General features: G+C 38.4%; 21 protein-coding genes. 19 read left to right on the forward strand and 2 right to left on the reverse strand.

Annotation, left to right across the window (positions count from 1 at the left end; translation table 11 throughout):
- Positions 1-88: 88 nt before the first annotated feature.
- The 10 genes from AC5WOE_RS19320 to AC5WOE_RS19365 all read left to right on the forward strand — a co-directional run bounded on the left by AC5WOE_RS19320 (position 89) and on the right by AC5WOE_RS19365 (position 10,434).
- Positions 89-913, forward strand: a complete 825-nt coding sequence (locus AC5WOE_RS19320; RefSeq protein WP_496053287.1) for an oxidoreductase — start codon at positions 89-91, stop codon at positions 911-913.
- 198 nt (positions 914-1,111) lie between these two features.
- On the forward strand, positions 1,112-2,359 hold the full coding sequence (locus AC5WOE_RS19325) for an RNA-guided endonuclease InsQ/TnpB family protein (protein ID WP_496053288.1): 1,248 nt from the start codon (positions 1,112-1,114) through the stop codon (positions 2,357-2,359).
- Between the two features lie 124 nt (positions 2,360-2,483).
- Positions 2,484-3,068 carry a TetR/AcrR family transcriptional regulator gene (locus AC5WOE_RS19330; protein ID WP_496053289.1) on the forward strand — a complete coding sequence of 195 codons (585 nt, stop codon included), beginning with the start codon at positions 2,484-2,486 and terminating at the stop codon, positions 3,066-3,068.
- A 167-nt stretch (positions 3,069-3,235) separates the two neighbouring features.
- Positions 3,236-4,393, forward strand: a complete 1,158-nt coding sequence (locus tag AC5WOE_RS19335) for an MFS transporter (RefSeq protein WP_496053290.1) — start codon at positions 3,236-3,238, stop codon at positions 4,391-4,393.
- Between the two features lie 112 nt (positions 4,394-4,505).
- A complete protein-coding gene (locus tag AC5WOE_RS19340; RefSeq protein ID WP_496053291.1) occupies positions 4,506-4,871 on the forward strand; it encodes a hypothetical protein in 366 nt (121 codons plus the stop codon).
- A gap of 414 nt (positions 4,872-5,285) precedes the next feature.
- Positions 5,286-6,809, forward strand: a complete 1,524-nt coding sequence (locus tag AC5WOE_RS19345; RefSeq protein ID WP_496053292.1) for a spore germination protein — start codon at positions 5,286-5,288, stop codon at positions 6,807-6,809.
- The gene (locus AC5WOE_RS19350; protein WP_496053293.1) at positions 6,806-7,984 is read left to right on the forward strand and encodes a Ger(x)C family spore germination protein; all 1,179 of its coding nucleotides are present in this window, start codon (positions 6,806-6,808) and stop codon (positions 7,982-7,984) included. The genes AC5WOE_RS19345 and AC5WOE_RS19350 overlap by 4 nt, the downstream gene beginning before the upstream one ends.
- Before the next feature lie 261 nt (positions 7,985-8,245).
- Entirely contained in the window at positions 8,246-9,355 is a 1,110-nt protein-coding gene (locus tag AC5WOE_RS19355; protein ID WP_496049254.1) for a GerAB/ArcD/ProY family transporter, read from the forward strand.
- A gap of 176 nt (positions 9,356-9,531) precedes the next feature.
- The gene (gene thpR, locus AC5WOE_RS19360) at positions 9,532-10,098 is read left to right on the forward strand and encodes an RNA 2',3'-cyclic phosphodiesterase (protein ID WP_496053294.1); all 567 of its coding nucleotides are present in this window, start codon (positions 9,532-9,534) and stop codon (positions 10,096-10,098) included.
- A gap of 105 nt (positions 10,099-10,203) precedes the next feature.
- Positions 10,204-10,434 (forward strand): DUF3951 domain-containing protein, encoded by a 231-nt coding sequence (locus AC5WOE_RS19365; RefSeq protein WP_496049252.1) that lies wholly within the window; start codon positions 10,204-10,206, stop codon positions 10,432-10,434.
- Positions 10,435-10,492: 58 nt separating this feature from the next.
- On the opposite strand, the gene AC5WOE_RS19370 is transcribed toward AC5WOE_RS19365, so the two are convergent.
- Complete coding sequence (locus tag AC5WOE_RS19370; protein WP_496053295.1) at positions 10,493-11,440, reverse strand: alpha/beta hydrolase; 948 nt, start codon at positions 11,438-11,440, stop codon at positions 10,493-10,495.
- Positions 11,441-11,686: 246 nt separating this feature from the next.
- On the opposite strand from AC5WOE_RS19370, the gene AC5WOE_RS19375 reads away from it, so the two are divergent.
- The 9 genes from AC5WOE_RS19375 to racE all read left to right on the forward strand — a co-directional run bounded on the left by AC5WOE_RS19375 (position 11,687) and on the right by racE (position 20,957).
- Positions 11,687-12,454: a divergent polysaccharide deacetylase family protein gene (locus tag AC5WOE_RS19375; protein WP_496053296.1), complete on the forward strand. Its 768-nt coding sequence runs from the start codon at positions 11,687-11,689 to the stop codon at positions 12,452-12,454.
- Positions 12,455-12,777: 323 nt separating this feature from the next.
- Positions 12,778-14,388 (forward strand): peptide ABC transporter substrate-binding protein, encoded by a 1,611-nt coding sequence (locus AC5WOE_RS19380; protein WP_496049249.1) that lies wholly within the window; start codon positions 12,778-12,780, stop codon positions 14,386-14,388.
- Between the two features lie 75 nt (positions 14,389-14,463).
- Positions 14,464-15,393 carry an ABC transporter permease gene (locus tag AC5WOE_RS19385; protein WP_496049248.1) on the forward strand — a complete coding sequence of 310 codons (930 nt, stop codon included), beginning with the start codon at positions 14,464-14,466 and terminating at the stop codon, positions 15,391-15,393.
- A 7-nt stretch (positions 15,394-15,400) separates the two neighbouring features.
- Entirely contained in the window at positions 15,401-16,324 is a 924-nt protein-coding gene (locus tag AC5WOE_RS19390) for an ABC transporter permease (RefSeq protein WP_496049247.1), read from the forward strand.
- 13 nt (positions 16,325-16,337) lie between these two features.
- Entirely contained in the window at positions 16,338-17,351 is a 1,014-nt protein-coding gene (locus AC5WOE_RS19395) for an ABC transporter ATP-binding protein (RefSeq protein ID WP_496053297.1), read from the forward strand.
- A 5-nt stretch (positions 17,352-17,356) separates the two neighbouring features.
- Complete coding sequence (locus tag AC5WOE_RS19400) at positions 17,357-18,334, forward strand: ABC transporter ATP-binding protein (protein ID WP_496049245.1); 978 nt, start codon at positions 17,357-17,359, stop codon at positions 18,332-18,334.
- Between the two features lie 252 nt (positions 18,335-18,586).
- Positions 18,587-19,489 carry an RluA family pseudouridine synthase gene (locus AC5WOE_RS19405; RefSeq protein ID WP_496053298.1) on the forward strand — a complete coding sequence of 301 codons (903 nt, stop codon included), beginning with the start codon at positions 18,587-18,589 and terminating at the stop codon, positions 19,487-19,489.
- A 110-nt stretch (positions 19,490-19,599) separates the two neighbouring features.
- Positions 19,600-20,052 carry a MarR family winged helix-turn-helix transcriptional regulator gene (locus AC5WOE_RS19410; RefSeq protein WP_496049243.1) on the forward strand — a complete coding sequence of 151 codons (453 nt, stop codon included), beginning with the start codon at positions 19,600-19,602 and terminating at the stop codon, positions 20,050-20,052.
- Between the two features lie 95 nt (positions 20,053-20,147).
- Positions 20,148-20,957, forward strand: coding sequence for a glutamate racemase (racE, locus tag AC5WOE_RS19415; RefSeq protein WP_496049242.1), 810 nt, complete (start codon positions 20,148-20,150; stop codon positions 20,955-20,957).
- Between the two features lie 112 nt (positions 20,958-21,069).
- Here racE and AC5WOE_RS19420 read toward each other — a convergent pair.
- A partial coding sequence (locus AC5WOE_RS19420; RefSeq protein ID WP_496053299.1) for a tetratricopeptide repeat protein occupies positions 21,070-22,162 on the reverse strand: 1,093 nt, incomplete at its 5' end.

Here is a 22,162-nt window from a genome sequence, read left to right on the forward strand (position 1 = left end):
ATTATATCTTGACACGAGACAGAACTGTTCTGTATTATTAGTAGACAGAACAGTTCTGTTCCTATTATACATCAAAGGGGATTCGATAATGAGCAAAGTCTGGTTTATTACAGGAACTTCTACAGGTTTTGGTAGAGAGTTTGTAGAACAATTGCTGGAGACAGAGGACAAAGTTATTGTTACAGCACGTAATGTGGATTCGATTATACATTTTAAAGAAAAATCACCCGATAATGTCCATATTGCTGCTTTAGACGTGAAAAATAAGGAACAGATCAAGCAAGCTGTTGAAGAAGGAGTAAAAGCATTTGGTAAGATTGATATTGTTGTAAATAATGCCGGCTATGGGCTTGGTGGAATGCTCGAAGAATATACCGATGGTGAAATGAGAGAACAGTTTGATGTCAATTTTTTTGGCGTTTTAAATGTTATTCGAGCTACGCTTCCTGTGTTTAAGAAACAGGGGTCTGGGCATTATCTCAACTTTTCTTCCATTTTAGGTGTAATGACTATGCCAACTTTGAGTCTTTACTCTGCTTCTAAGTTTGCGATTGAAGGCATATCGGATGCGATGAGTTTGGAGTTAGCTCATTTTGGTATTAAAACGACAGTTGTTGAACCAGGTGTGTTTGCCACGGACTTTAGTGGTAGATCAATGCAAATTGCACAGAGATTAGAGGAATATGCACCTATACATGAAGCAACACAAAAAAGTTTTAGTGAACTAAAAGCTGGTGATCCAGCTAAGGCAGTAAAAGCAATCATCCAAATGGCAAAGAGTCCTAATCCTCCTGTTCATTTCCCTGTAGGAGCAGATGCTTTTTATGGCATTCGTGAAACACTATCAAACCGGATAAAAGAAATAGAAGAATGGGAGGAACTATCCCTTCATACCGAGTTCGATGGAGAATAACATATTTCGATCCTCTCAAATAGGTAGTTTCCGTTTCGTAGATGGTAAGTTAGGCTTTATTTTTATTTTTGTGGCGAAAACACCTGTGAATTCAATCGAGGGATGAATCGCCAGGTTTTTTGATTTTCTTTTTTGACAAATCCATCCATATTTTGTATGTTAGGATTCATTCCAGTCTAGAAAAGAGGTGAGAAATTCATGTATTTCACCATCAAACAACAACTTAAACATCTTTCGAAAGAAGAATATCTGCTTTTGAAAGAATTGTGCCATACTGCTAAAAACCTGTACAACCAAGGTCTATACCAAGTTCGCCAGCATTATTTTCAGGAGAAAAAATATCTGAATTACCAGAAAAACTATCATCTCTTAAAAGGTAGCGAAAATTATGAGCGGTTGAATAGTAATATGGCACAACAAATTCTAAAAGAAGTCGATGGGGTTTGGAAATCCTTTTTTGCATTGATCCGACATGCCAAACAGGGGAAGTATGACTTTCCAGCCATTCAGATGCCACGATATCTACCGAAAGATGGATTTTATCCGTTAGTAGTTGGCTTCATTCGTTTAAACGGAAATCAGTTTGTGCTGCCCTTTTCTCGTTTGGATCAGAAGAAACATCCACCACTGGTGATTCGCATTCCTCCCTTGTTGGCGGACAAAAAAATCAAAGAGATTCGCATTCTTCCCAAACACCGAGCAAGGTTCTTTGAAGTGCATTACACGTATGAAGAGCAAGCAGTTCAAAGGGATACCGATAAAAACCATACACTTGCAATCGATTTGGGAATCAGCAATCTCGCGGCATGTGTCACCTCCGAGGGAAAAAGTTTTCTGATAGATGGAAAACAACTAAAGGCAATCAACCAATGGTATAACAAACGAAATGCCCGTTTGCAGCGAATCAAAGACAAACAGAAGCAGAAAAGATGTTCGAAACAACAAGTTGCTCTGGTTGCCAAACGAAATCGTCGGGTGAACGATTACCTGAACAAGAGCTGTCGTAAGATGATCAACTACTGTTTGAAAAATCGCATTGGGACACTGGTCATCGGATATAACGAGAATCTGCAAAGAGGAAGCAACTTAGGCAAACGGAATAACCAAAATTTCGTGAATATCCCATTTGGACGGATCAAAAAGAAACTGGAATACTTGTGTCAGCGATATGGGATGACATTGGTGCAACAAGAAGAAAGCTACACATCCAAAGCGAGTTTTTGGGATCGAGATGAACTGCCAGTCTACAAGGAATCCGACCCGAAAACGTACACCTTTAGTGGGACACGTGTAAAACGTGGTTTGTATCGTACGTCTTCGGGCAGTTTGCTCAACGCGGATATCCATGGAGCATTAAATATCTTGCGAAAAAGTAACGTTGTAGCCCTTACGGGCTTATACGCTAGAGGCGAAGTGGACACGCCTGTACGAATAAGGATAGCCTAGCTGTCAACCTTCGTAGACGAAGCTTGCGACTTCAGTCGTGAGAGGTTCACGATACAATCATCTACAGAACTGTTCTGTCTCGTAAGGAAAGAATAGGAAACCAATCTTTGTTGAGGTGGAAATCATGGTAACAACACGTACTCCGGCACGTCAACGTATTTTAGAAGTGGCATCCAATTTATTTTATAAAGAAGGAATTCGTTCCGTTGGTGTAGATAAAATTGTGGAACAATCAGGTGTTGGGAAGGCGACACTTTATCGTCACTTTCCAACTAAAGATGATTTAATCGCTGCTTACTTAGTGGAACAAGATCATTTAAATTGGAAACACTTCGATGAAGCGATTGCACAACGAGGAGATTCACCAAGAGACCAGTTGTTAGGGTTAGTTGAAGCAACGATTGATTTTCTAATGGAACCCGGATATAGAGGATGCGCGTTCTTAAATGCACTTGCGGAATTTTCAGAAGAAAATCATCCTGCTCATCAGCTTGCAATTGAGTACAATCGTGCTCTGCGATTAAGAATCTCTCGTTTAAGTGAACAAGCAGGTATAAAAGATGAGGAATTAAACAATCAACTTTTACTGGTGATCAATGGTGCAATGTCATCTGTGCCCGTAATGGGATCGGAGGTTTCCGGTACGCAGTTAAGAAATATTGCTACGGAATTGATTGATAGACATCTACAAAAAAAGCAGAAATCATAAGTTGCATAAACCTCCTAATCGGGGTTTATGCAATAATTTTTACCCATTACAGAACAGAACTGTTCCGTTTCATTTGATTAATAAACTATATAAAAAGGTTTAAACGAGCCAAATGTATCAAAAATAAATATGTTTTCAGAGAATTTTAGGTTTTAGGAGGGTGTTGTGTGAACAGAGGGATATATATTTTAACACTTGCAACATTTGTTACAGGTACAGTGGAATTGGTTATCGCAGGGATCTTAGACATGGTTTCAACAGAATTACACGTTTCATTAGGTACAGTAGGTTTGTTGGTCTCTGTGTATTCTCTTGTTATCGCATTTGGGACACCTATTTTTAATGTTTTAACGGCAAAAATAGAGAGAAAAAGGTTATTAGTTGGGTCTATGCTTATTTTTATTCTAGGTAATATCTTTTCAGTCTTTAGTCCAAATTTTGCTGTTCTTATGATTGCTAGAGTGATTATAGCTGTAAGTTGTTCCGTTATCGTTGTAAATGCGCTGACGATAGCCTCAAAAATCGTAAAACCAGAAATAGTTGGACGTGCGATGGGACTAGTTTTTATGGGAATAAGTGCTTCTCTTGTTTTAGGGATACCCTTAGGTACATTTATCGCTGAACAATGGGGTTGGCGCATGACTTTTCTTTTAGTTGCTGCATTGAGTGCTGTCTCGACATTAGGAATATTCAAATTTCTACCCCATATTCCTCCTCAGCCAACTGTCCCAATCCGAGTGCAGTTATCAGCATTGAAGAATGCAAAAATTATTTCTGCTCAGACCATGGTTGCTTTGATGTTGATCGGGCATTTCACTATTTATACTTATTTTAGTCCATTTCTTCAGCGGACAATGGGATTATCTATCGGAATGATTAGTATTATTCTGTTAGTCTTTGGTATCTCAGGGGTATTAGGAGGTTGGATCGGTGGTTGGTCAACTGATAAGTTCGGTGGTGCGAAAACATTTTTAATTATATTGATATTATTTAGTTTGTCTCTTTTTGTCTTACCGTTTGCTGCTGCTTCGTATTATACATTAATACCAGTTATCGTGATTTGGGGTATTTTAGCTTGGGCCCCAGCTGCACCAATACAAAATTATCTCATCCAGACCTCTCCAGAAACAGCCGACATTCAAATAAGTTTGTTTACTTCTTTTATGCATTTAGGAGTAGCTATCGGCTCTGCTTTCGGTGGATACATTGTAAACCACTATCCTGTAACAATGAATGCATGGGTAGGGGGATTGATGGGCTTGCTTTCATTTTTGATAGGTGTTTATTCAGTAATGTATAAGAAAAATCCAAATATAGAGCGATGAGGTGAGATATTGTAACTGCCCAATAGAATGAGTTCGATTATCGAAAACATTGATACTTTCTTAATATATTGTTAAAATGAGTTTACAGGTTCCGAACCCTTAAGGAGGGGACATGCGTCCCACGAACAAGCTCAATTCGTCGGCCCAGATGGCTCTGACGGCGGAGTTGGACTCCGACTGGCTGGCCGGCAAGATCGCCGAACGGATCGAGAAGGATCTCGACAACCCGGAAGGGATGATCCATTCTCGCTTCAACGAACTCATCGACGGCGCGCTCGCCAGTGCCATGGACGACAAGCACTTCGTCGACGGCATCGTCGCCAGCGCCCACAGGGAGTTCGTCGAGGAGCAGCAGTCCGTCGAGGAGCCGCCCGCGGCGCCCAGCGATCTGCTGGTGTTCCAGCTGACGTTCTTCCGCTGGTTCCCGACGGATTCGTCGGGTCGCTGCATCCGCTGCGGTAACCGCCACTTCCTCTGAGCAAGGGTTCTCCCCGTCCGCGGTTGTGCTGCTACAGTACAACCCGCGGTGCGGGGGAATGTATAATAGTGTTCGTTTAAATAAAATTTTTTAGCATGTATAAAAAACCTCTAGCCTACGATACTAGAGGTTTTTGTCATTCACTTATGATTATGCTCCTTTTGAGTTTTTTCCTCCAAAAAACAAAAGTAGTAATGAGATAAAAAATGCAAAAAGCTGATTCCCGATTATCAGAATCAGCTTCGTTATCTATACTTTTGGTATCCTTACCTCCAAAACGCCATCATGACAGGATGTTTTAACCCCTTGACTTCAATTATCAGGCCCCATTAACGTGTACAAAAAATTTCTGTTAACAATGGAAAAAGAAGTAAAGAATACAATCATAACATTTTAAACAGGATGGAATACAAGATGAGTTTTTTCAAGCGAATGGAGCAAGGAACATTAGAAGTTCCGAAAGAAAGAAAAGAAATAAAGAAAGAGAAATTATGGAAAACTTTAGAGGATAATGTAAAACAGATAAAAGAAGAAATGGGGGAAAGTAAGGATATTATTTTCCGTAAAATTCAATTTGGAAAAGAAAGAAGCTTACAGGCTTGTATTGTTTACACAGAAGGACTAGTAGATAAAAAGTCTGTCCAACAACATATATTAGAACCACTTTTATTAGAAATGAAAGGAACTGAGTTAGAAGAGTTAGTGATGCTCAGTGATCAACCTCTTATTTTATTGGAAGAATCTGTATTGACAGCAGGGGATATTCAGGAAGTTTATGATTTTGAAACAGTGTATGCAGATTTGTTAGCTGGATATGCTATTTTTTTACTTGATGGAAGCAGCATTTGTTTAGCGATCGGTTTAAATGAATCAAAAGAACGTGGAGTAACAGAACCCACGACGCAAACGGTTGTTAGAGGTCCTAAGGAAGGATTTTCAGAAACATTAGGAACAAATATTGCTTTAATTCGAAGAAAAATTAAAGATCCAAAATTAAAGTTTGAAAATATGTCTGCTGGTAAAGTAACACAAACCAGTGTAGCAATTATGTATATAAATGGACTAGTGGATGAAAATTTAGTGCAAGAAGTTCGTACACGCTTAAAAAAAGTGGATCTGGATAGTGTGTTAGAAGGAGGGATGATCGAAGAGTCCATTCAAGATAAGAAATTTACTCCCTTTCCGACTATTTTCAATACAGAACGTCCAGATGTTATTGCAGCAGGATTGCTGGAAGGGAGAATAGCAATATTAGTAGATGGAACACCTTTTGTTCTCTTAGTACCTGCCATATTTGTGCAATTTCTTCAATCACCGGAAGATTACTATCAACGGACAGATATTGGGACAATCGTTCGGATTGTTCGTTATATTGGACTTTTACTGGCACTATTCGGGCCAGCAATTTATATTTCAGTCACTACCTTTCATCAAGAAATGATACCTTATCCTCTTCTCCTCAGCATAGCTGCTCAACATGAAGGAGTACCTCTTCCTACCTTTGCTGAATCTCTTTTGATGCTGTTAATGTTTGAGATTTTAAGAGAAGCAGGAGTAAGGATGCCGAGAGTTGTCGGTCAAACGGTATCCATTGTCGGAGCAGTAGTTATTGGTCAAGCAGCTGTGTCCGCAGGTATTGTTTCGGCAGCTGTTGTTATTGTGATATCTATTACTGCGATAGCAAGTTTTGTACTGCCAGCAAATAATATGGAAATCGCCGTTCGTATCTTACGAGTAGTATTTATGCTCATCGCAGGATTATTTGGATTAGTTGGAGTGATTATTGGAATTGCGGCTCTGGCTATTCATTTGTGCAGCATACGTTCATTTGGAGTACCCTATATGAGCCCATTAGCGCCATTTGTGATGGGGGCTCAAAAAGATGCTTTGGTTCGTCTGCCGCTAACTCCGACAAATAAGGAGAGTGAGAAAGGATGATCCGGATCATTTGGATTGCCCTTCTGATGATAAGTATGATGTGTACAGGATGTTGGGATACTAGAGAAATAGATGATTTAGCACTTATTACTGCAATGGGAATTGACAAGGAGAATGGAGAGTATTTGCTGACGACTCAAGTCGTAAATCCTACTGCTGTTGCATCCCAACAAGGTGGAGGAAGCAACCAGTCTCCTGTTTTTATGTATCGAACGAAAGGAAAGACATTGACGGAAGCACTACATAAGAGAATGACATTAGGTTCTCGAGAAAACTACACTTCTCAAGTGAAAATCCTCGTATTAGGTGAAAATTTAGCAAGAGAAGGAATCAATGAGTTTACAGATTATCTGTCAAGAAGTTCTGATTTAGAACCGACGTTTTATATCGTTATTGCTAAAAAAGCAACAGCAGCACAAATATTGAATACGATGACTCCGGTAGCAAAAAGTCCTTCAGATATGATTTATTCTTCCATTCAAACACTAGTCAGGACAAAAGGAACTGTGCTTGCGACTACTACAGATGATCTATTAGCAAATATCATGAATGAAGGAGAAGAAGCCAAAATAACTGGTATCGAAGTAATAGGAGATAAAGAAGATGGGTCCGATGAAAATACAAAGAAAATAGTTCCTAAAAAATTATTGAAAACCAATACGATCTCGGCTTTCCATAATGATAAATTGGTCGGCTGGCTTTCAGATGATGCTAGCAAAGGGCTGGTGATGATCTTAAATAAAATGAAATCGACAGATATAAATGTTCCATGTCCAAAAAATTCAAAAAGGCGATTAGCGATGGAAGTTATTCACACCAAAACAAAAGTGAAAGGATTGGTAAATAATAATCATCCTAAAATCTTACTAAAAGTAGAATCAGAGTTAAATATAAATGAATCCCAATGTAGAGATTTAGAAGATATAAATACGTTAAATAAGCTTTCAAAACAAGAAATAAAACGAATTATTACCACTGCCATTTTTGCAGCACAAAAAAAATATCGAACCGATATTTTAGAATTTGGACATGCTATCCATCGCTCAGATGCAGAATATTGGGCGAAAAATAAAACAAAATGGGATCGTATTTTTGTAGGGCTGCCTGTAAGTATTCAAAGTGAAGTCAACATTACTTTTACTGGAACAACCCAAGGGTCCATGACACAGCGATAAAGGAGTATCGCAAAAGTGGGAGTGATAATGCTCTGTATATTTTTTTTCTATATCGTTTCAAAAGAAGTACCCATTCTGTGGAAAAAAAAGCAAAAAAGGATAGTTGGATTATATCTTTTCCTCATTTTAATCGGATTCGGATTAAGTATATCTCTATCTTTGCATATAACTGTTCCCAATCCATCAAATATTGTTGTCTATACGATGCAACCGCTGAAAGATTATATCTACGATTTATTGGATTAAAAAGGAGTAGATTTGGTGGGAAATAAAATTCAGATAACTCCTCATCAACTTATCACATTTCTGTTGGCTTTTATGGTTGGTGATGAGATTGCGCTTTTACCCCCCATTCAAGCGGCAGATGCAAAGCAAAATGTTTGGTTTGTGGGATTGCTCAGTTTGGTAATCGGGTTGCTTATCCTTTTGTTTATTTACTATCCTGTAAGCAAGTTTTATCCGGAAAAAAACCTTGTGGAATACAGTGAAAAATTATTGGGATCTATGTTTGGAAAACTGTTTACATTCTTTTTTGTTTTATATTCTTTTTACTATGCTTGTCTCACCTTGCGGTATATAGGAGACTTCTCTACTTCGCAAATTTTGCCGAAAACACCAAAAGTAGTTATCTATATTTTATTTGCCATCATTGTTGTGATGGGGCTGCTGGAGGGAATGGAAACGATTGCACGCAGTATTGAAATCTTATATATTCCGTTGTTCGGAGCAATTACCTTGTTAGGTGTAGCATTGATTCCAGTAGTAGAAATCAAAAATCTATTACCGCTTTTCGAGGGGGGATGGAAACCAATTGTACAGGGATCTATTACTTTTGTGAGCTTACCCTTCATTGAATTAATTTTTTTTCTTATGCTGGTACCCTATGTGAAACCGCAGGAAAAAGTAAAAAAATCTTGGCTGCTCGGTGCTTTACTAGGAGGAGCTTGTCTTGTTATGTTTGCAATTATGTGCATAATGACACTAGGAGTAAATATTACTGCCGACCAACTTTATCCTGGATGGAAGATAGCTAGAAAAGTGAGTCTTGGTGAGTATTTCCAAAAAATTGAAGTAGCCATTAATTTGATGTCTTTTTTTTCCATGTATGCACGTATATCATTGTGTTTCTATTGCTCTTTGATTGGGTTGACACATTTGTTCCGTATAAAGGATTCGCGGCCTTTCATTATTCCGTTTGGTATCTTACTGGTCACTTTTACAGCCATTGTATCAACAGATACGATCTATCTTGCTAATTTACATCGATTAAAACCTTTCCTCGATTTCTTTTTGGCATTTTTGCCTATATGTCTTATGCTAGCCATCGGATTTATCCAAATGAAATGGAGAAACCGGAAAAAGGAATTATGAGGTATTGGACGTACTCTGTTTCTGTATAAAAAGGTTGTTGTATAATTGACTTATAATATCGATAAATTAAGCTATTTTCCTAGTAGGTCGTTGAAAACACCGAACTCCTTGATTATTAAGGGTTTCACAACATTGAACTAGTTAATGTGAACGAAATGCAAAGAAGGCGGGTCTTTATGGAACAAAAACAAGAAAGACGTATATTTGTTGCACTTCCATTGCCAGCTTCTCTCCGAGAGCAATTAGGAGAATGGATAAAAGAAACACAAAATGAGTTGTCTTTTCGCAAGTGGATACACCCACAAGATATACATATTACGCTTCATTTTTTGGGAAGTACTTCGCAAGAACAATTAGAAGAGACGATACAGGCTCTAAGGACAGTATGTCAGCAGCAGGTTCCTTTTGAGCTTTTTATCGATGGTTTGGGAACTTTCGGTAAGTTGGATCAACCTCGTATTTTTTGGGCGGGTGTCGGGGGGCAATTAGATGAGCTTCGACAATTACAAAAAAGGGTTACAACTGCCTTAGCTCCTATTGGATTTCCTCCAGAAAGTCGTCCTTACAATCCCCATATTACCCTAGCCCGAAAATATACTTCCAGTGATTTTGATCGTAATCAATTAACTTCGTTAAATGTTGGCAATTTCAAATGGATTGCGGATCGAGTTGTACTTTATGAGACGTTATTGGGGAAAGAGCCCATGTATCACGAAATAGGTACTTTTTCTTTTGTAGATTGAAGATTTAGGGAACAAGAAGAAAGAAATTAACTTCTTAGGAGTGAGGGGCAAATGAATCAGAGCAGAAGTCCTATCTTTACCCTTCAACTGAAAGGATAAAGTTTAATGTTTATGATGATCGTGATGTTATTACCATTAGCTGTTATTACATCGTTGATCGGTGTTGTATTGTATAAATTTTATATCCAACGAAGAACGATTGAAACAGTCTACACTCCATTTGATTATATAACCGGCCAAACCTCAACGGAATTTCATGAAGAAAAAGAAGAGAAGGAAGAAAATCAAGATAACGGAGATGACAGGGACAAAAGGTTATTGCGTAATTCAAAATAGTGTTTTTACTAAATAAACATTCAGAGAAAAAAGAGCTGAATTTATGTCATCAGCTCTTCTAAACCACTTCCACACTATCATTTACAAATACTTCTTGAAGAAAAGTACTGACCTCCTCTTCATATCGTTTTTTATTTCGCAGGAAGGAATCACCATGTCCAGCTCCTTCCGCGATGTATAAACGTTTCAATCCTCTTTGTTTTGCCTCATATAATTTTTTGCTCATATAGGTAGGGATGTAGTGATCGCGGTTACCATGAATAAAGAAAATAGGGACATCGCTATTGGCAACTGCTGAAATAGGGCGGACGTCTGAAAGTCGGAAACGGGCAAATATTTTCACAAGCAGACCAATCGTATGATAAAAGATAAAAGTAGGAGCTTTATAGATATGTTTTATTTGATATCGGATGAGTTCTGCGAGATCAGAGTAGGGACAGTCTGCTATGATGAATTTGGCGTGTTGGTTAATATGAAGGTATTCGAGAGCTGTTCCGCCGCCTAGGGAGATGCCATGCAGTCCGATGAGAGTATCAGCTCCGATATGCTCTCGAATCCAGTTTACCCAGCTGTCAATGTCATATTTTTCATAGTAACCATAGCTGGTGTGCGTTCCTTCACTCTCTCCATGAGCACGATGATCAATCGCAAGTAAATTAAATCCATGTTTGATATACAGATCAGTAAATTGCATAGACATTGGATATGCCCTTGTATAACCATGTAGTAAAATCATAACTTTTTTAGAAAGTGGGTTTGTTTCAATATAGTAGCTATGAAGCTTTAATTCATCTTTATTTTCAATCACAATTTCTTGTTTGGATAGTTTCTCAAACTGTGTTTTTGTATAAAGTCCCCTTTTTTCCACCACTTTAAAACATTCTTCTGGTGTGAATTTTTTCTTTTGGGTTATGTTTCGATAGCCAAACAGTGAAATACTGTATATCACGATGGAAATCAGTAAAAATATAAAAAATATAGTAGCAAGAACCCACCAGCTGATCATTCTGATGCCTCCTTCATTCGATATTATAAGATTCTAAACAATATTAAAAATGATTTTATACCAATATTAAAATATATTATAACAGACTGTTTCAAGTGTAATTTGGATAAGTTTATAAAAACTTTAAGACTAAATGGAAAGAATTATTAACTTATAATGGAAAGTGGAAAAAGAAAACAGAGGATAAAGGGAAGCAAAAATGCACATCATGAAATTATTATCCTAAAGTAAAGGAAAGTGTATAAGGTGAGATGTTTTCATTTGTTTGCAGCATTTCTATTAGCTAGCGTTTCCATGCTAATAGGTTTCTCTAACTCTCCTCCATCCACAAAACGAGTTGCCATTATTATTGATGATTTGGGCAATGGCTTAAAAGGAACAGATAAAATTTTTTCTATAAATGCTCCATTAACGGTAGCAATCATGCCATTACTCCGAACTTCAAAAGAAGATGCGATTCAAGCAAGGAAGGCAGGCTTTGAGGTACTACTGCACTTACCAATGGAGTTTTATCACGGGAAAAAATCTTGGCTTGGTCCAGGTGCAATAACTACTGACATGTCTACCGAAGAAATTAAAAAGCAAGTACGGGCTGATCTCGATAGTGTGCCGTATGCTAAGGGGATCAATAATCATATGGGTTCAAAAGCAACAGCAGATGGGAGGGTTGTTCGTGCAGTATTGGAGGTAGTGAAGGAAAGGAATTTGTTTTTTGTGGATAGTGGAACAAGCACAGATTCTAAGATTATTCGGGTAGCAAGGGAAATGGGAGTACCTGTTACCAAACGAGATATTTTCTTAGATAATATCAACAGCAGACATGATATTGATCGCCAGTTAAATCATCTGATCAAGAGAACAGTGGAAAAAGGCGATAGTATTGCTATTGGTCATGTTGGGATACAAGGAGACAATACTTCTCGTGCGATAGAGTCTTCACTGTCTGTATTTCAGCGAGCAGGCATTCAAATTGTTCCAGTGTCTTCCCTGTTGTCCATAGAAAAAAATAAATAGAATCGAATAAGAATACGTTGTAAAATTATTCGATGTATTGATATTATAATATCAGTGCAGAGGCTAACATCTGATAAAACAAGAAAAAAAGGGAGAAAAATCCAAAATGATCAACTTATTTTTTTAGATATTTAAAGGATAAATGCACATTTGTATACATTTCCCAAAAGATTACAGTTTACAGATGCTTTATCTTTATTTTAAAATAACAAATAGAGCTTTATTATATTTGTGAATGACCATTCATTCAGAAAATTTACGAGTTTAAGACCATTTGGTCTTGACTATATAATCCAGCAGTACTAATTCGAGGAGGATAAGGAATGAGCAAGAAGAAATGGTCTATATTCACTGCCATTATCTTGGTTCTTAGTATGGTATTAGCCGCTTGTGGCGGAGGTGGCGCAGATGATGCTTCCAAAAATACGTTAGTATTGACGGATAAATCGGAACCGCCAAATTTAGATAGTGCTAAATCGACCGACCAAGTATCTTTTCAAATCTTGACGAACTCACTGGAAGGATTAATGAGGCTGGATAAAGATCTAAAACCAGCACCAGGTATTGCTAAAAGTTATGATGTAAGTTCAGATAAACTAACCTATACGTTCCACCTTCGTGATGCAAAATGGAGCGATGGGAAAGCCGTAACAGCAAATGATTTTGAATATGCATGGAAACGTGCGCTAGACCCAAAAACTGCTTCTGAATATGCTTATATTCTCGAACCTGTAAAAAATGCTATGGAGTACAATGCAGGCAAAGCAAAAGCAGAAGATGTAGGGGTAAAAGCACTTGATGCGAAAACGCTTCAAGTTACATTAAAAGCGCCATCACCCTATTTCTTGGAATTAACAGCATTTTCTACCTTCATGCCACAACGTGAAGATATCGTTAAGAAATATGGCGACAAATTTGCTTTAGAAGCAAAGAACATGGTGTATGATGGACCATTTTCTATTGATAAATGGGAACACGGTGTAAGCGTTCACTTAACCAAAAACAGCAATTATTGGGATGCTAAAAATGTAAAATTGGCAAATGCAGAGGTTAAGTTCCTAAAAGAGGAATCCACTCGTGTGAACTTATATAAGACAAATAAAGTCGATTTCACCGAGATTACCAAAGATTTTGCTGATGCATACAAATCCAATCCCGAAAGATTCGTATTAAAGGAATCTTCTGCATGGTATCTTGAATTTAACCAAAGAGAAGGCTTCTTGAAAAACAAAAAACTTCGTCAAGCTATCGAACTAGCAATTGATAAGAAAACATTGACGGATGCAGTATTAAAAACTGGTTCCACTCCAGCTGGGGCTTTAGTACCACCAGATATTCATGCAACTGGAGACAAAAAATTCCGCGATATATCAAAAGAGCAAGTTTCTTATGATCCTAAAAAAGCGAAGCAACTATGGGATGAAGGATTAAAAGAAGAAGGTCTTAAAAATCCTGTGAAACTCGATGTTCTTGGTGATGATACTACAAATGCAAAAGACCAAATGGAATTCATTTCTGATCAATTGGAAAAAAATCTTGGCGTCCAAGTTACTACATCTCCTGTAACGTTTAAAGAGCGTCTCCAACGAGGAAAAGATGGTAACTTCCAATTGCTATTATCTGGTTGGGGTGCAGATTACAACGATGCAATGAGTTACTTAGACATTTTCACGACTGGTCAAAGCTATAACCGTGGAAGATGGAGTAACACAGAATACGATGCTCTCATTAAAAAGTCGAAAAATAATCCAGACTTTGAAGCTCGTATTCAAGATCTAGCTAAGGCTGAAAAGATTTTAATTGATGATCAAGGAATCGCTCCACTCTACTACCGTACTCGATTAAGCCTTCTAAAACCTTACGTAAAAGGTGCAGTTTGGAACACAACATGGGGATTCTTTGACTTAAAAGGCGCATATCTAGACGGCAAGTAAGAATGACCTAATAAGGTATATGTCATTAGGGCATATACCTTATATTTTTGTTTTGGTGGGGAGGAGTGAGGTAACTTGGTAAAATATACATTAAAAAGATTTGGTCTAATGCTTCTTACGCTGTTTATTATTGTAACTGTAACTTTTTTTCTTGTTCGGATGCTTCCGGGGACACCACTAGCAAATGAAGAAAAATTACCACCAGAGATTCGAGATCAAATCTTACAACAATACGGGTTAAAAGACCCATTATATATTCAGTATTTCAAGTTTATGGGACACCTTGTTCAAGGTGATTTAGGCATGTCACTCAGTCAAAGCGGGCGTTCTGTCAATGAATTGTTAAGTGATCGTATAGGCCCTTCAGCGACTATTGGCTTTCAAGGGATTCTCATCGGTATTGTTATCGGTTTGTTATTAGGGATTGCTGCTGCTTTAAAACGCGGGACATGGGTGGATAGCTTAGCGTCTGCTACAGCAGTATTTGGAGTTTCCATACCGAACTTCGTTTTGGCAGGATTGTTATCTTACTGGATAGGGGTTAAGTTTGGTTGGCTGCCCCCTGCTTTATGGGGTGGTTATGAGTATACCATCTTACCTTCGCTAGCTTTGTCTGTTTATGTCATTGCACAAGTATCACGGTATATTCGTACTGAAATGGTAGAAGTACTTGACCAGGATTATATTCGAACAGCGAAAGCAAAAGGCTTGGCTTGGAGAAAAATTATTACGAATCATGCATTGCGCAATGCCATGATTCCTGCTGTTACGGTATTAGGTCCGTTAACTGTTAATATTTTGACTGGATCGCTTGTCGTGGAAAATATTTTTGGGATTCCAGGGATCGGAAATCTCTTTGTAGAATCGATCATGGTCAATGACTATACCACTGTTTTAGGAACAACGATTTTCTATAGTATCTTGTTTTTAGGTGTTACTTTTATTGTTGATGTTTTATATGGGATTATTGACCCACGTATTCGGATTTCAGGTGCTAAGGAGTGATGCAACGATGAATACACCAAAAAAAGTGCAAAAAAGTTGGTTTGAGCCCCTTGCCCCATCCGAAAAAAATAGTGAGGTCTTAGCTCCGCAGACAGGTTACTGGAAGGATGCTTGGAGACGCTTCAAAGCAAATAAGGGTGCTCTTATCGGACTTGTGTTAATCATTCTTTTACTTTTGATTGCATTTATTGGTCCCGTATTTAATGGTTTTGACTATAAGACGCAAAACTTATCCATATCAAATCAAGAGCACCTATCTGGTCATTTCTTAGGGACAGATAGCCTAGGTCGAGATTTATGGCAACGTGTTTGGTATGGTGCAAAAATCTCCTTATTAATCGCCTTTATCGCTGCTTTTTTAGATGTAGTAATCGGGGTGACATTTGGAGGAATTTCGGGTTACTTTGGCGGGCGTGTGGACAACGTGATGCAACGCATATTGGAGATTATGTACTCCATTCCAAATATCGTCGTTATCATCCTTCTCATGATGTACTTGGAACCTGGAATCTTGCCTATCGCCGTTGCTTTAGCTTTTACTGGATGGGTACCGATGGCTCGAGTAGTTAGAGCACAAATTTTAAAATTAAAAACACAAGAGTACGTTTTAGCAGCTCGTACAATGGGGGCAAGTCACTTTCGTATCTTGTTTAAACATTTGATTCCAAATGTGATAGGGCCCATCATTATTGCTGTAACCTTTTCTATTCCATCCGCCATTTTCTTTGAAGCTTTTCTAAGTTTTATTGGACTAGGGCTGCGTCCACCATCGGCTAGTTTAGGGATACTGGTGAGTGATGGGTATCGAACTCTACAACTGTTCCCTCATCAATTATTCTGGCCAGCTCTTGTTCTATGTATTATTATGCTTTCTTTTAACCTGATCGGAGATGGATTGCGAGATGCACTTGATCCAAAAATGAAAAAGTAAGGAGGGAGCAAGGATGAAACCGATATTGGAAGTGTCTGATCTACATGTCACGTTTCGCTCGGAACATCAAGAGGTAAAAGCGATACGCGGTGTGGACTTTACCGTTCAAGAAGGTGAAGTTGTCGCATTTGTTGGGGAATCCGGTAGTGGGAAAAGTGTTACGTTTCAATCCATTATGCGTCTTCTTCCCCAACCACCTGCTAATATAGATAAAGGTACGATTCTTTATAATGGTCGGGATATAACCAAATTATCCGAAACAGAGATGCAAAAAATTCGCGGAAAAGAGATCGCGATGATTTTCCAAGATCCGATGACCTCTTTAAATCCTACTATTCGAGTTGGAAAACAAATATCGGAAAGCTTGATGAAACACCAGAAAGTAACTTATAAAGAAGCGAAAGATCGTGCAATAGAATTATTAAAAATGGTTGGAATACCTAGTCCTTCCGAACGTGTAAACCAATTTCCTCATCAGTTCAGTGGTGGGATGCGTCAAAGAGCGATGATTGCAATGGCATTGGCCTGCTCGCCGAAATTATTGATAGCAGATGAACCAACGACTGCCTTGGATGTAACCATTCAGGCGCAAATTATTGATTTGTTAAAAGATCTACAGACTAACACTGGTTCTTCTATTGTCTTTATTACGCACGACTTGGGTGTAGTTGCAGAGATTGCGGATCGTGTTGCTGTCATGTATGCAGGGAAAGTAGTGGAAACAGGAACCTTAGATGAAATTTTTTATAATCCTAGACACCCTTATACATGGGGTTTGCTGGCCTCTATGCCAAGAATAGATCAGAACCGTGATAATGATCTTGTATCCATTCCTGGCTCTCCACCAAGTCTGGTAAACCCGCCGGTTGGTTGTCCGTTTACTGCTAGGTGCCCGTATGCGATGAAAATATGCCAAGAGCAAATGCCAGAGGCTACAAAAGCATCTGATTCTCATCAAGTTGCTTGTTGGCTACAGCATCCAGATGCACCTAAAGTAGAAAATCCAGCTCTGTTGGAAGGGAGGTGAGGAGATTGACTAAACCAATTTTAGAAGTGAAAAATTTAGAGAAACACTTTCAAATAGATCGAAACAAAGTTTTAAAAGCAGTAGACGGCATTTCTTTTGAAGTTTTTCCTGGAGAAACTTTTGGTTTGGTAGGAGAATCTGGCTGTGGTAAATCTACTGCGGGAAGAACAATTATTGATCTCTATAATGCAACAAATGGAGAAGTATTGTTCGAAGGAAAAAATGTTCATAAACTAAAAGGTAAAAATCAAAAGAATTTCCGTCGTGAGATGCAAATGATTTTCCAAGACCCCTATGCAAGTCTAAATCAGCGTAAAACGATTATGGAGATTATCGCAGAAGGTTTAGATATTCATGAGTTAGCAAGTGGGAAAAAGAGAGAACAGATCGTCTATGATCTTCTAGAGACTGTTGGCTTGAATAAAAGCCATGCGAGTCGTTATCCTCACGAATTTAGTGGTGGACAACGTCAGCGGATTGGGATTGCACGAGCAATTGCGATGCAGCCGAAATTTATCATTGCGGATGAACCTATCTCAGCACTAGACGTATCGGTTCAAGCGCAAGTAGTGAACTTAATGCGTAAACTGCAAAAAGAAAATGGATTAACCTATCTCTTCATCGCTCACGATCTTTCGATGGTCAAATATATTAGTGATCGTGTTGGAGTGATGTACTTAGGCAGAATGGCGGAATTAGCAGATAGTGAAAAGCTATATGAGGAACCTCTTCATCCGTATACACAAGGGTTACTATCTACTGCGCCTATTCCAGATCCAGTTCAAGCGAGACAGAGGGAAAAAATCCGTATCAAAGGAGAACTGCCATCTCCTCTAAATCCACCAAGTGGATGTCGCTTTCGGACTCGATGTCCTCATGCGATGGCAGTTTGTGCACAAGTCGATCCGATTTGGCAAGAAGCAAAGCCGAATCATTGGGTAGCGTGTCACTTATATTCCAGTTCAAATTCAAATCCTCAGTAATGAGGATTTTTTTGTAGATAAGAGTATGATTTTATCTTATCTATAAAGCGAGACAGAGGCGTGACTTTTCTCTTTAGCGACCTGTACACTTGGTGTGCTTATTTCCTTGTCTGAGGTGCATAAGTGCAACTAAGCCTCTGTCTGCGCCTCGAGAGAGCAAGTTTCTTTATCATGCCCCAAAGCTTTCTTTTTTCACAAAAATTGGTATGATAGGTTAGGGTTTGATGGATATGAAGTGGGAAGGCGATCAATGTGCAATTTTTAGTAAATGCCACAGAAAGTGGGAAAATGTTAAAGCAGATATTGCAAAATAGGTTTCATTTTTCTCGTCGAATGTTTCGTCGTCTGCGAGAAGAGCAAAGAGTATGTGTAAACCAAAAGATTGTTTACTATACATCTAGACTGATAGAAGGCGATGTTGTCGAAGTTCGATTGGAAGAAACAAATGATGATTGCTTTATTCTGCCGCAAAAAGTCGATTTCATGGTCGTGTTTGAAGATGATGATATTTTAATTATAGATAAGCCAGCAGGATTAGTCGTTCATCCGACGATGGGATATAAGGATGGTACACTCGCTAATGGAATTGCTTACCATGCTAGAGAACGTGGTGAATCCTATCTTTTTCGCCCTGTAACAAGGTTAGATAAAGATACATCTGGAATCATGGTGATAGCAAAACATGCCCATGCTCACGCTATGTTATCAAAGCAAATGAAGAAAAAACGCTATCAAAGAACGTATGTGGCCATTTGTCATGGTTATATTACTCCATCAAGAGGTACCATAGATTTACCAATCGGCTTGTCCTCTTCCAGTATTATTGAACGAGTGATTGATCGAGAAAATGGAAAAGAAGCCATTACCCATTATGAGACTCTTACACGACTAGAGGATGCAACAATAGTAAAGTTATCATTGGAAACAGGGAGAACTCATCAAATACGTGTTCATCTAGCTTCCATCGGACATCCCATTATTGGAGATACTTTGTATGGGGTAAAAGAAAGACACCAGTGGATTTCGCGACAAGCTTTACATGCCAAGGAAATTGAGATTTTCCATCCAAGTCGATACGAGTGGTTTAGATGGTCCATTCCTGTGGCAGATGATATGCAAAGGTTAACAGAAAAACTAACAGTTAAGCTTTTATAAATAGTAAACAATCTTTATTAAAAAGTTGACATTTCTATTTGTTTTAGAGAGCTTTCTATTCTATAATCTTATTACTGTTTTGTATATAAATAGTTCTTAAGGGGAGTATTATGGACAAAAACCAGCCCATTCTGCCAGATACTGTGAGTGAGATCGAGTTTTTTTTACGGGAAATTAGCGTGATCATGAAGTGGAAAGGACGCGATATTCTCGCAGATTTTCCGATCACCCCTCCACAGTTCTCTGCACTAATATGGCTTTATAAGGATGGGGATATGACAATTGGTGAGCTAAGTCAAAAAATGTATATTGCATGTAGTACGATGACAGATTTGATTGATCGTATGGAGAAAAATAAGTTAGTAACACGTATTCGAGATGAACGAGATCGAAGAGTAGTACGAATTCAAATGCTGGATTACGGGAAAGGCATTATTCAAGAAGTTTTATCTGCAAGACGTGCCTATTTGGGCCGTATACTTGAAAAATTTACTCAAGAAGAAGCACAGCAGACAGAAGATGTTTTGCGGTTGATATATAAACAAATGCTAACTACAGATTAGTAATTTCCCCCTTTGGTCACCAAAGGGGTTGCTTTTTTGTACATTAGTAATATCCTCATGTATAGGTGGTAAACTGGAGGGAGCTAAAAACATTCATGAATAACCACGCAATTGGTGTTTTTGATTCAGGAGTAGGTGGCATAACGGTTGTCAAAGAAATAATGAGACAGCTTCCACACGAGACAATTTATTATTTTGGAGATACCTTACGCTGTCCATATGGAGAACGTAGCAAAGATGAAGTAAAACAGTTTACCTTAGAAGTTATTGATTTTTTGTTAAATTTTCCGTTAAAAGCAATTGTTATCGCTTGTAATACTGCAACAGCGGCAGCTTTAAATGATGTTCGAAAGCATGTATCTATTCCCGTTTTAGGTGTTATTGAACCTGGTGCTAGAGCAGCGATAAAAAGCACCACAAATGGTGAAGTAGGTATAATTGGAACCGTTCGCACAATTGATAGTGGTGCATATGAGCGTACATTAAGACGCATTCATCCCGATATTATTACTCATTCTTTGGCATGTCCCACACTGGTACCTTTGGTAGAGAGCGGATTACATCATTCTTCTGAGGCAGATGATATCGTCGCGAAAGCATTGACTCCGCTTCGCGGATTAAGTATGGATACTTTAATTTTAGGATGTACCCATTATCCACTGCTTGCTTCTTCGGTTCAAAAAGTGATGGGAGATAAGGTGAAGTTGATCAGTTCTGCTGAGGAAACAGCGTCAGAGCTGAGTACGATTTTGCAATATGGTAATATGCTTGCTACAAGACATCAGAAGCACCGCTTCTTTACCACTGGTGACACGAGCAAATTTGCAAGTTTAGCCGGTGCTTGGCTTGATCTAGACATTGAACCAGAGCAAGTATCACTAAGTTATGCAACAAAAGTGGATTGAAGATGAGATAGTCATATAGTTAAGGGAAATTTATAGTAGATTAATGCGCGGTGGTTTGGAAATAAAAGAAGGAGATTCCACTATCTCCTTCTCTTTCAAAATTCCATAATAGTTAACCGTTGGGGGGATCAGCTTCAAAGATACGTCCTGCTGTTTGAGATTGAAGTTCTTTTGTTGTCATCTTTTGATCACCTCCATTCAATAATAAACTATTCTGATAAAAAATAGTCATATATTTATAATGTTTTTCTGGATCTTTGTTTTCGTAAAACTTAGTAAGCTCCAGTGCAATATCTCGTTGCTGTGTTCGGAAGGAGTGTTTTTCTGCTAGTTGAAGTGCTTCTATAAAGTGGTCAATCGCTTCTTTTTGCAAGTTTTGTTTCGATTTGCATCGTGCAAAACCAAACTGGGATTCGCAAAGTTTGAGTAAATCATTTTCTTTTTTGCTAATTTTCATTGCCTTCTGTAGTTCCTCTTCTGCTCGTTCGATGTTTTCTTCTTCTAGATATAGCAATCCCAATTGAAAATGATTGGTAGCTGATAGGAATTTTCGCTGGATTTTTCCTTCCAAGTGGGCAGCAGTTTGGAAGCACTTCATTGCTAGGTTGAATTCTCCTAGATGATTGTAAGAGGTTCCGAGGGTTGTCCAGAGTTCAAAACAGCGGTCATAATTCTCCCCTCGTCTGGCGATTTCGATCCCTTCTGACGCGAAACGTATTGCCTTTTTATACATCTGCTGCTTGTTGTATAGCTTGGCTTGTAGGTCGTACATATTTAACTGGATCTCCGTATCAATTTCATCAAGATGAGACCACATTTCCTCTAAAATCGCCATGGCTTCACTGATTTGATCTAATCTTTCGAGATAGATGGCTTTACTCAATGACAAATGATACTTGAAATGTTTTCTCTCGCCGTCCGGTTTAAATGCGTCTAACCCATTTTCCACACACAGCAAAGCATTGTCAAGATTATTCTGTCGATAGGCAATACGAGCGAGTTCATAGAAGCTTGCGCTTTTGATATTGGTTGATTGGATTTCCGGATAATCTTCAACAATCTGAATGGCTTTTACAAAGTTGATATGGGATTTGGGCCAATTTTGATTTTTGTAATAGTATTTTCCTTTTAAATAACTGGTAACAGCAATATACGGATCATCCATTGGTAGTTTGAGCTTTTTCAATGCTTTATTTGCTTTTGTG

The sequence above is a fragment of the Shimazuella sp. NTD248 genome (assembly GCF_059510395.1).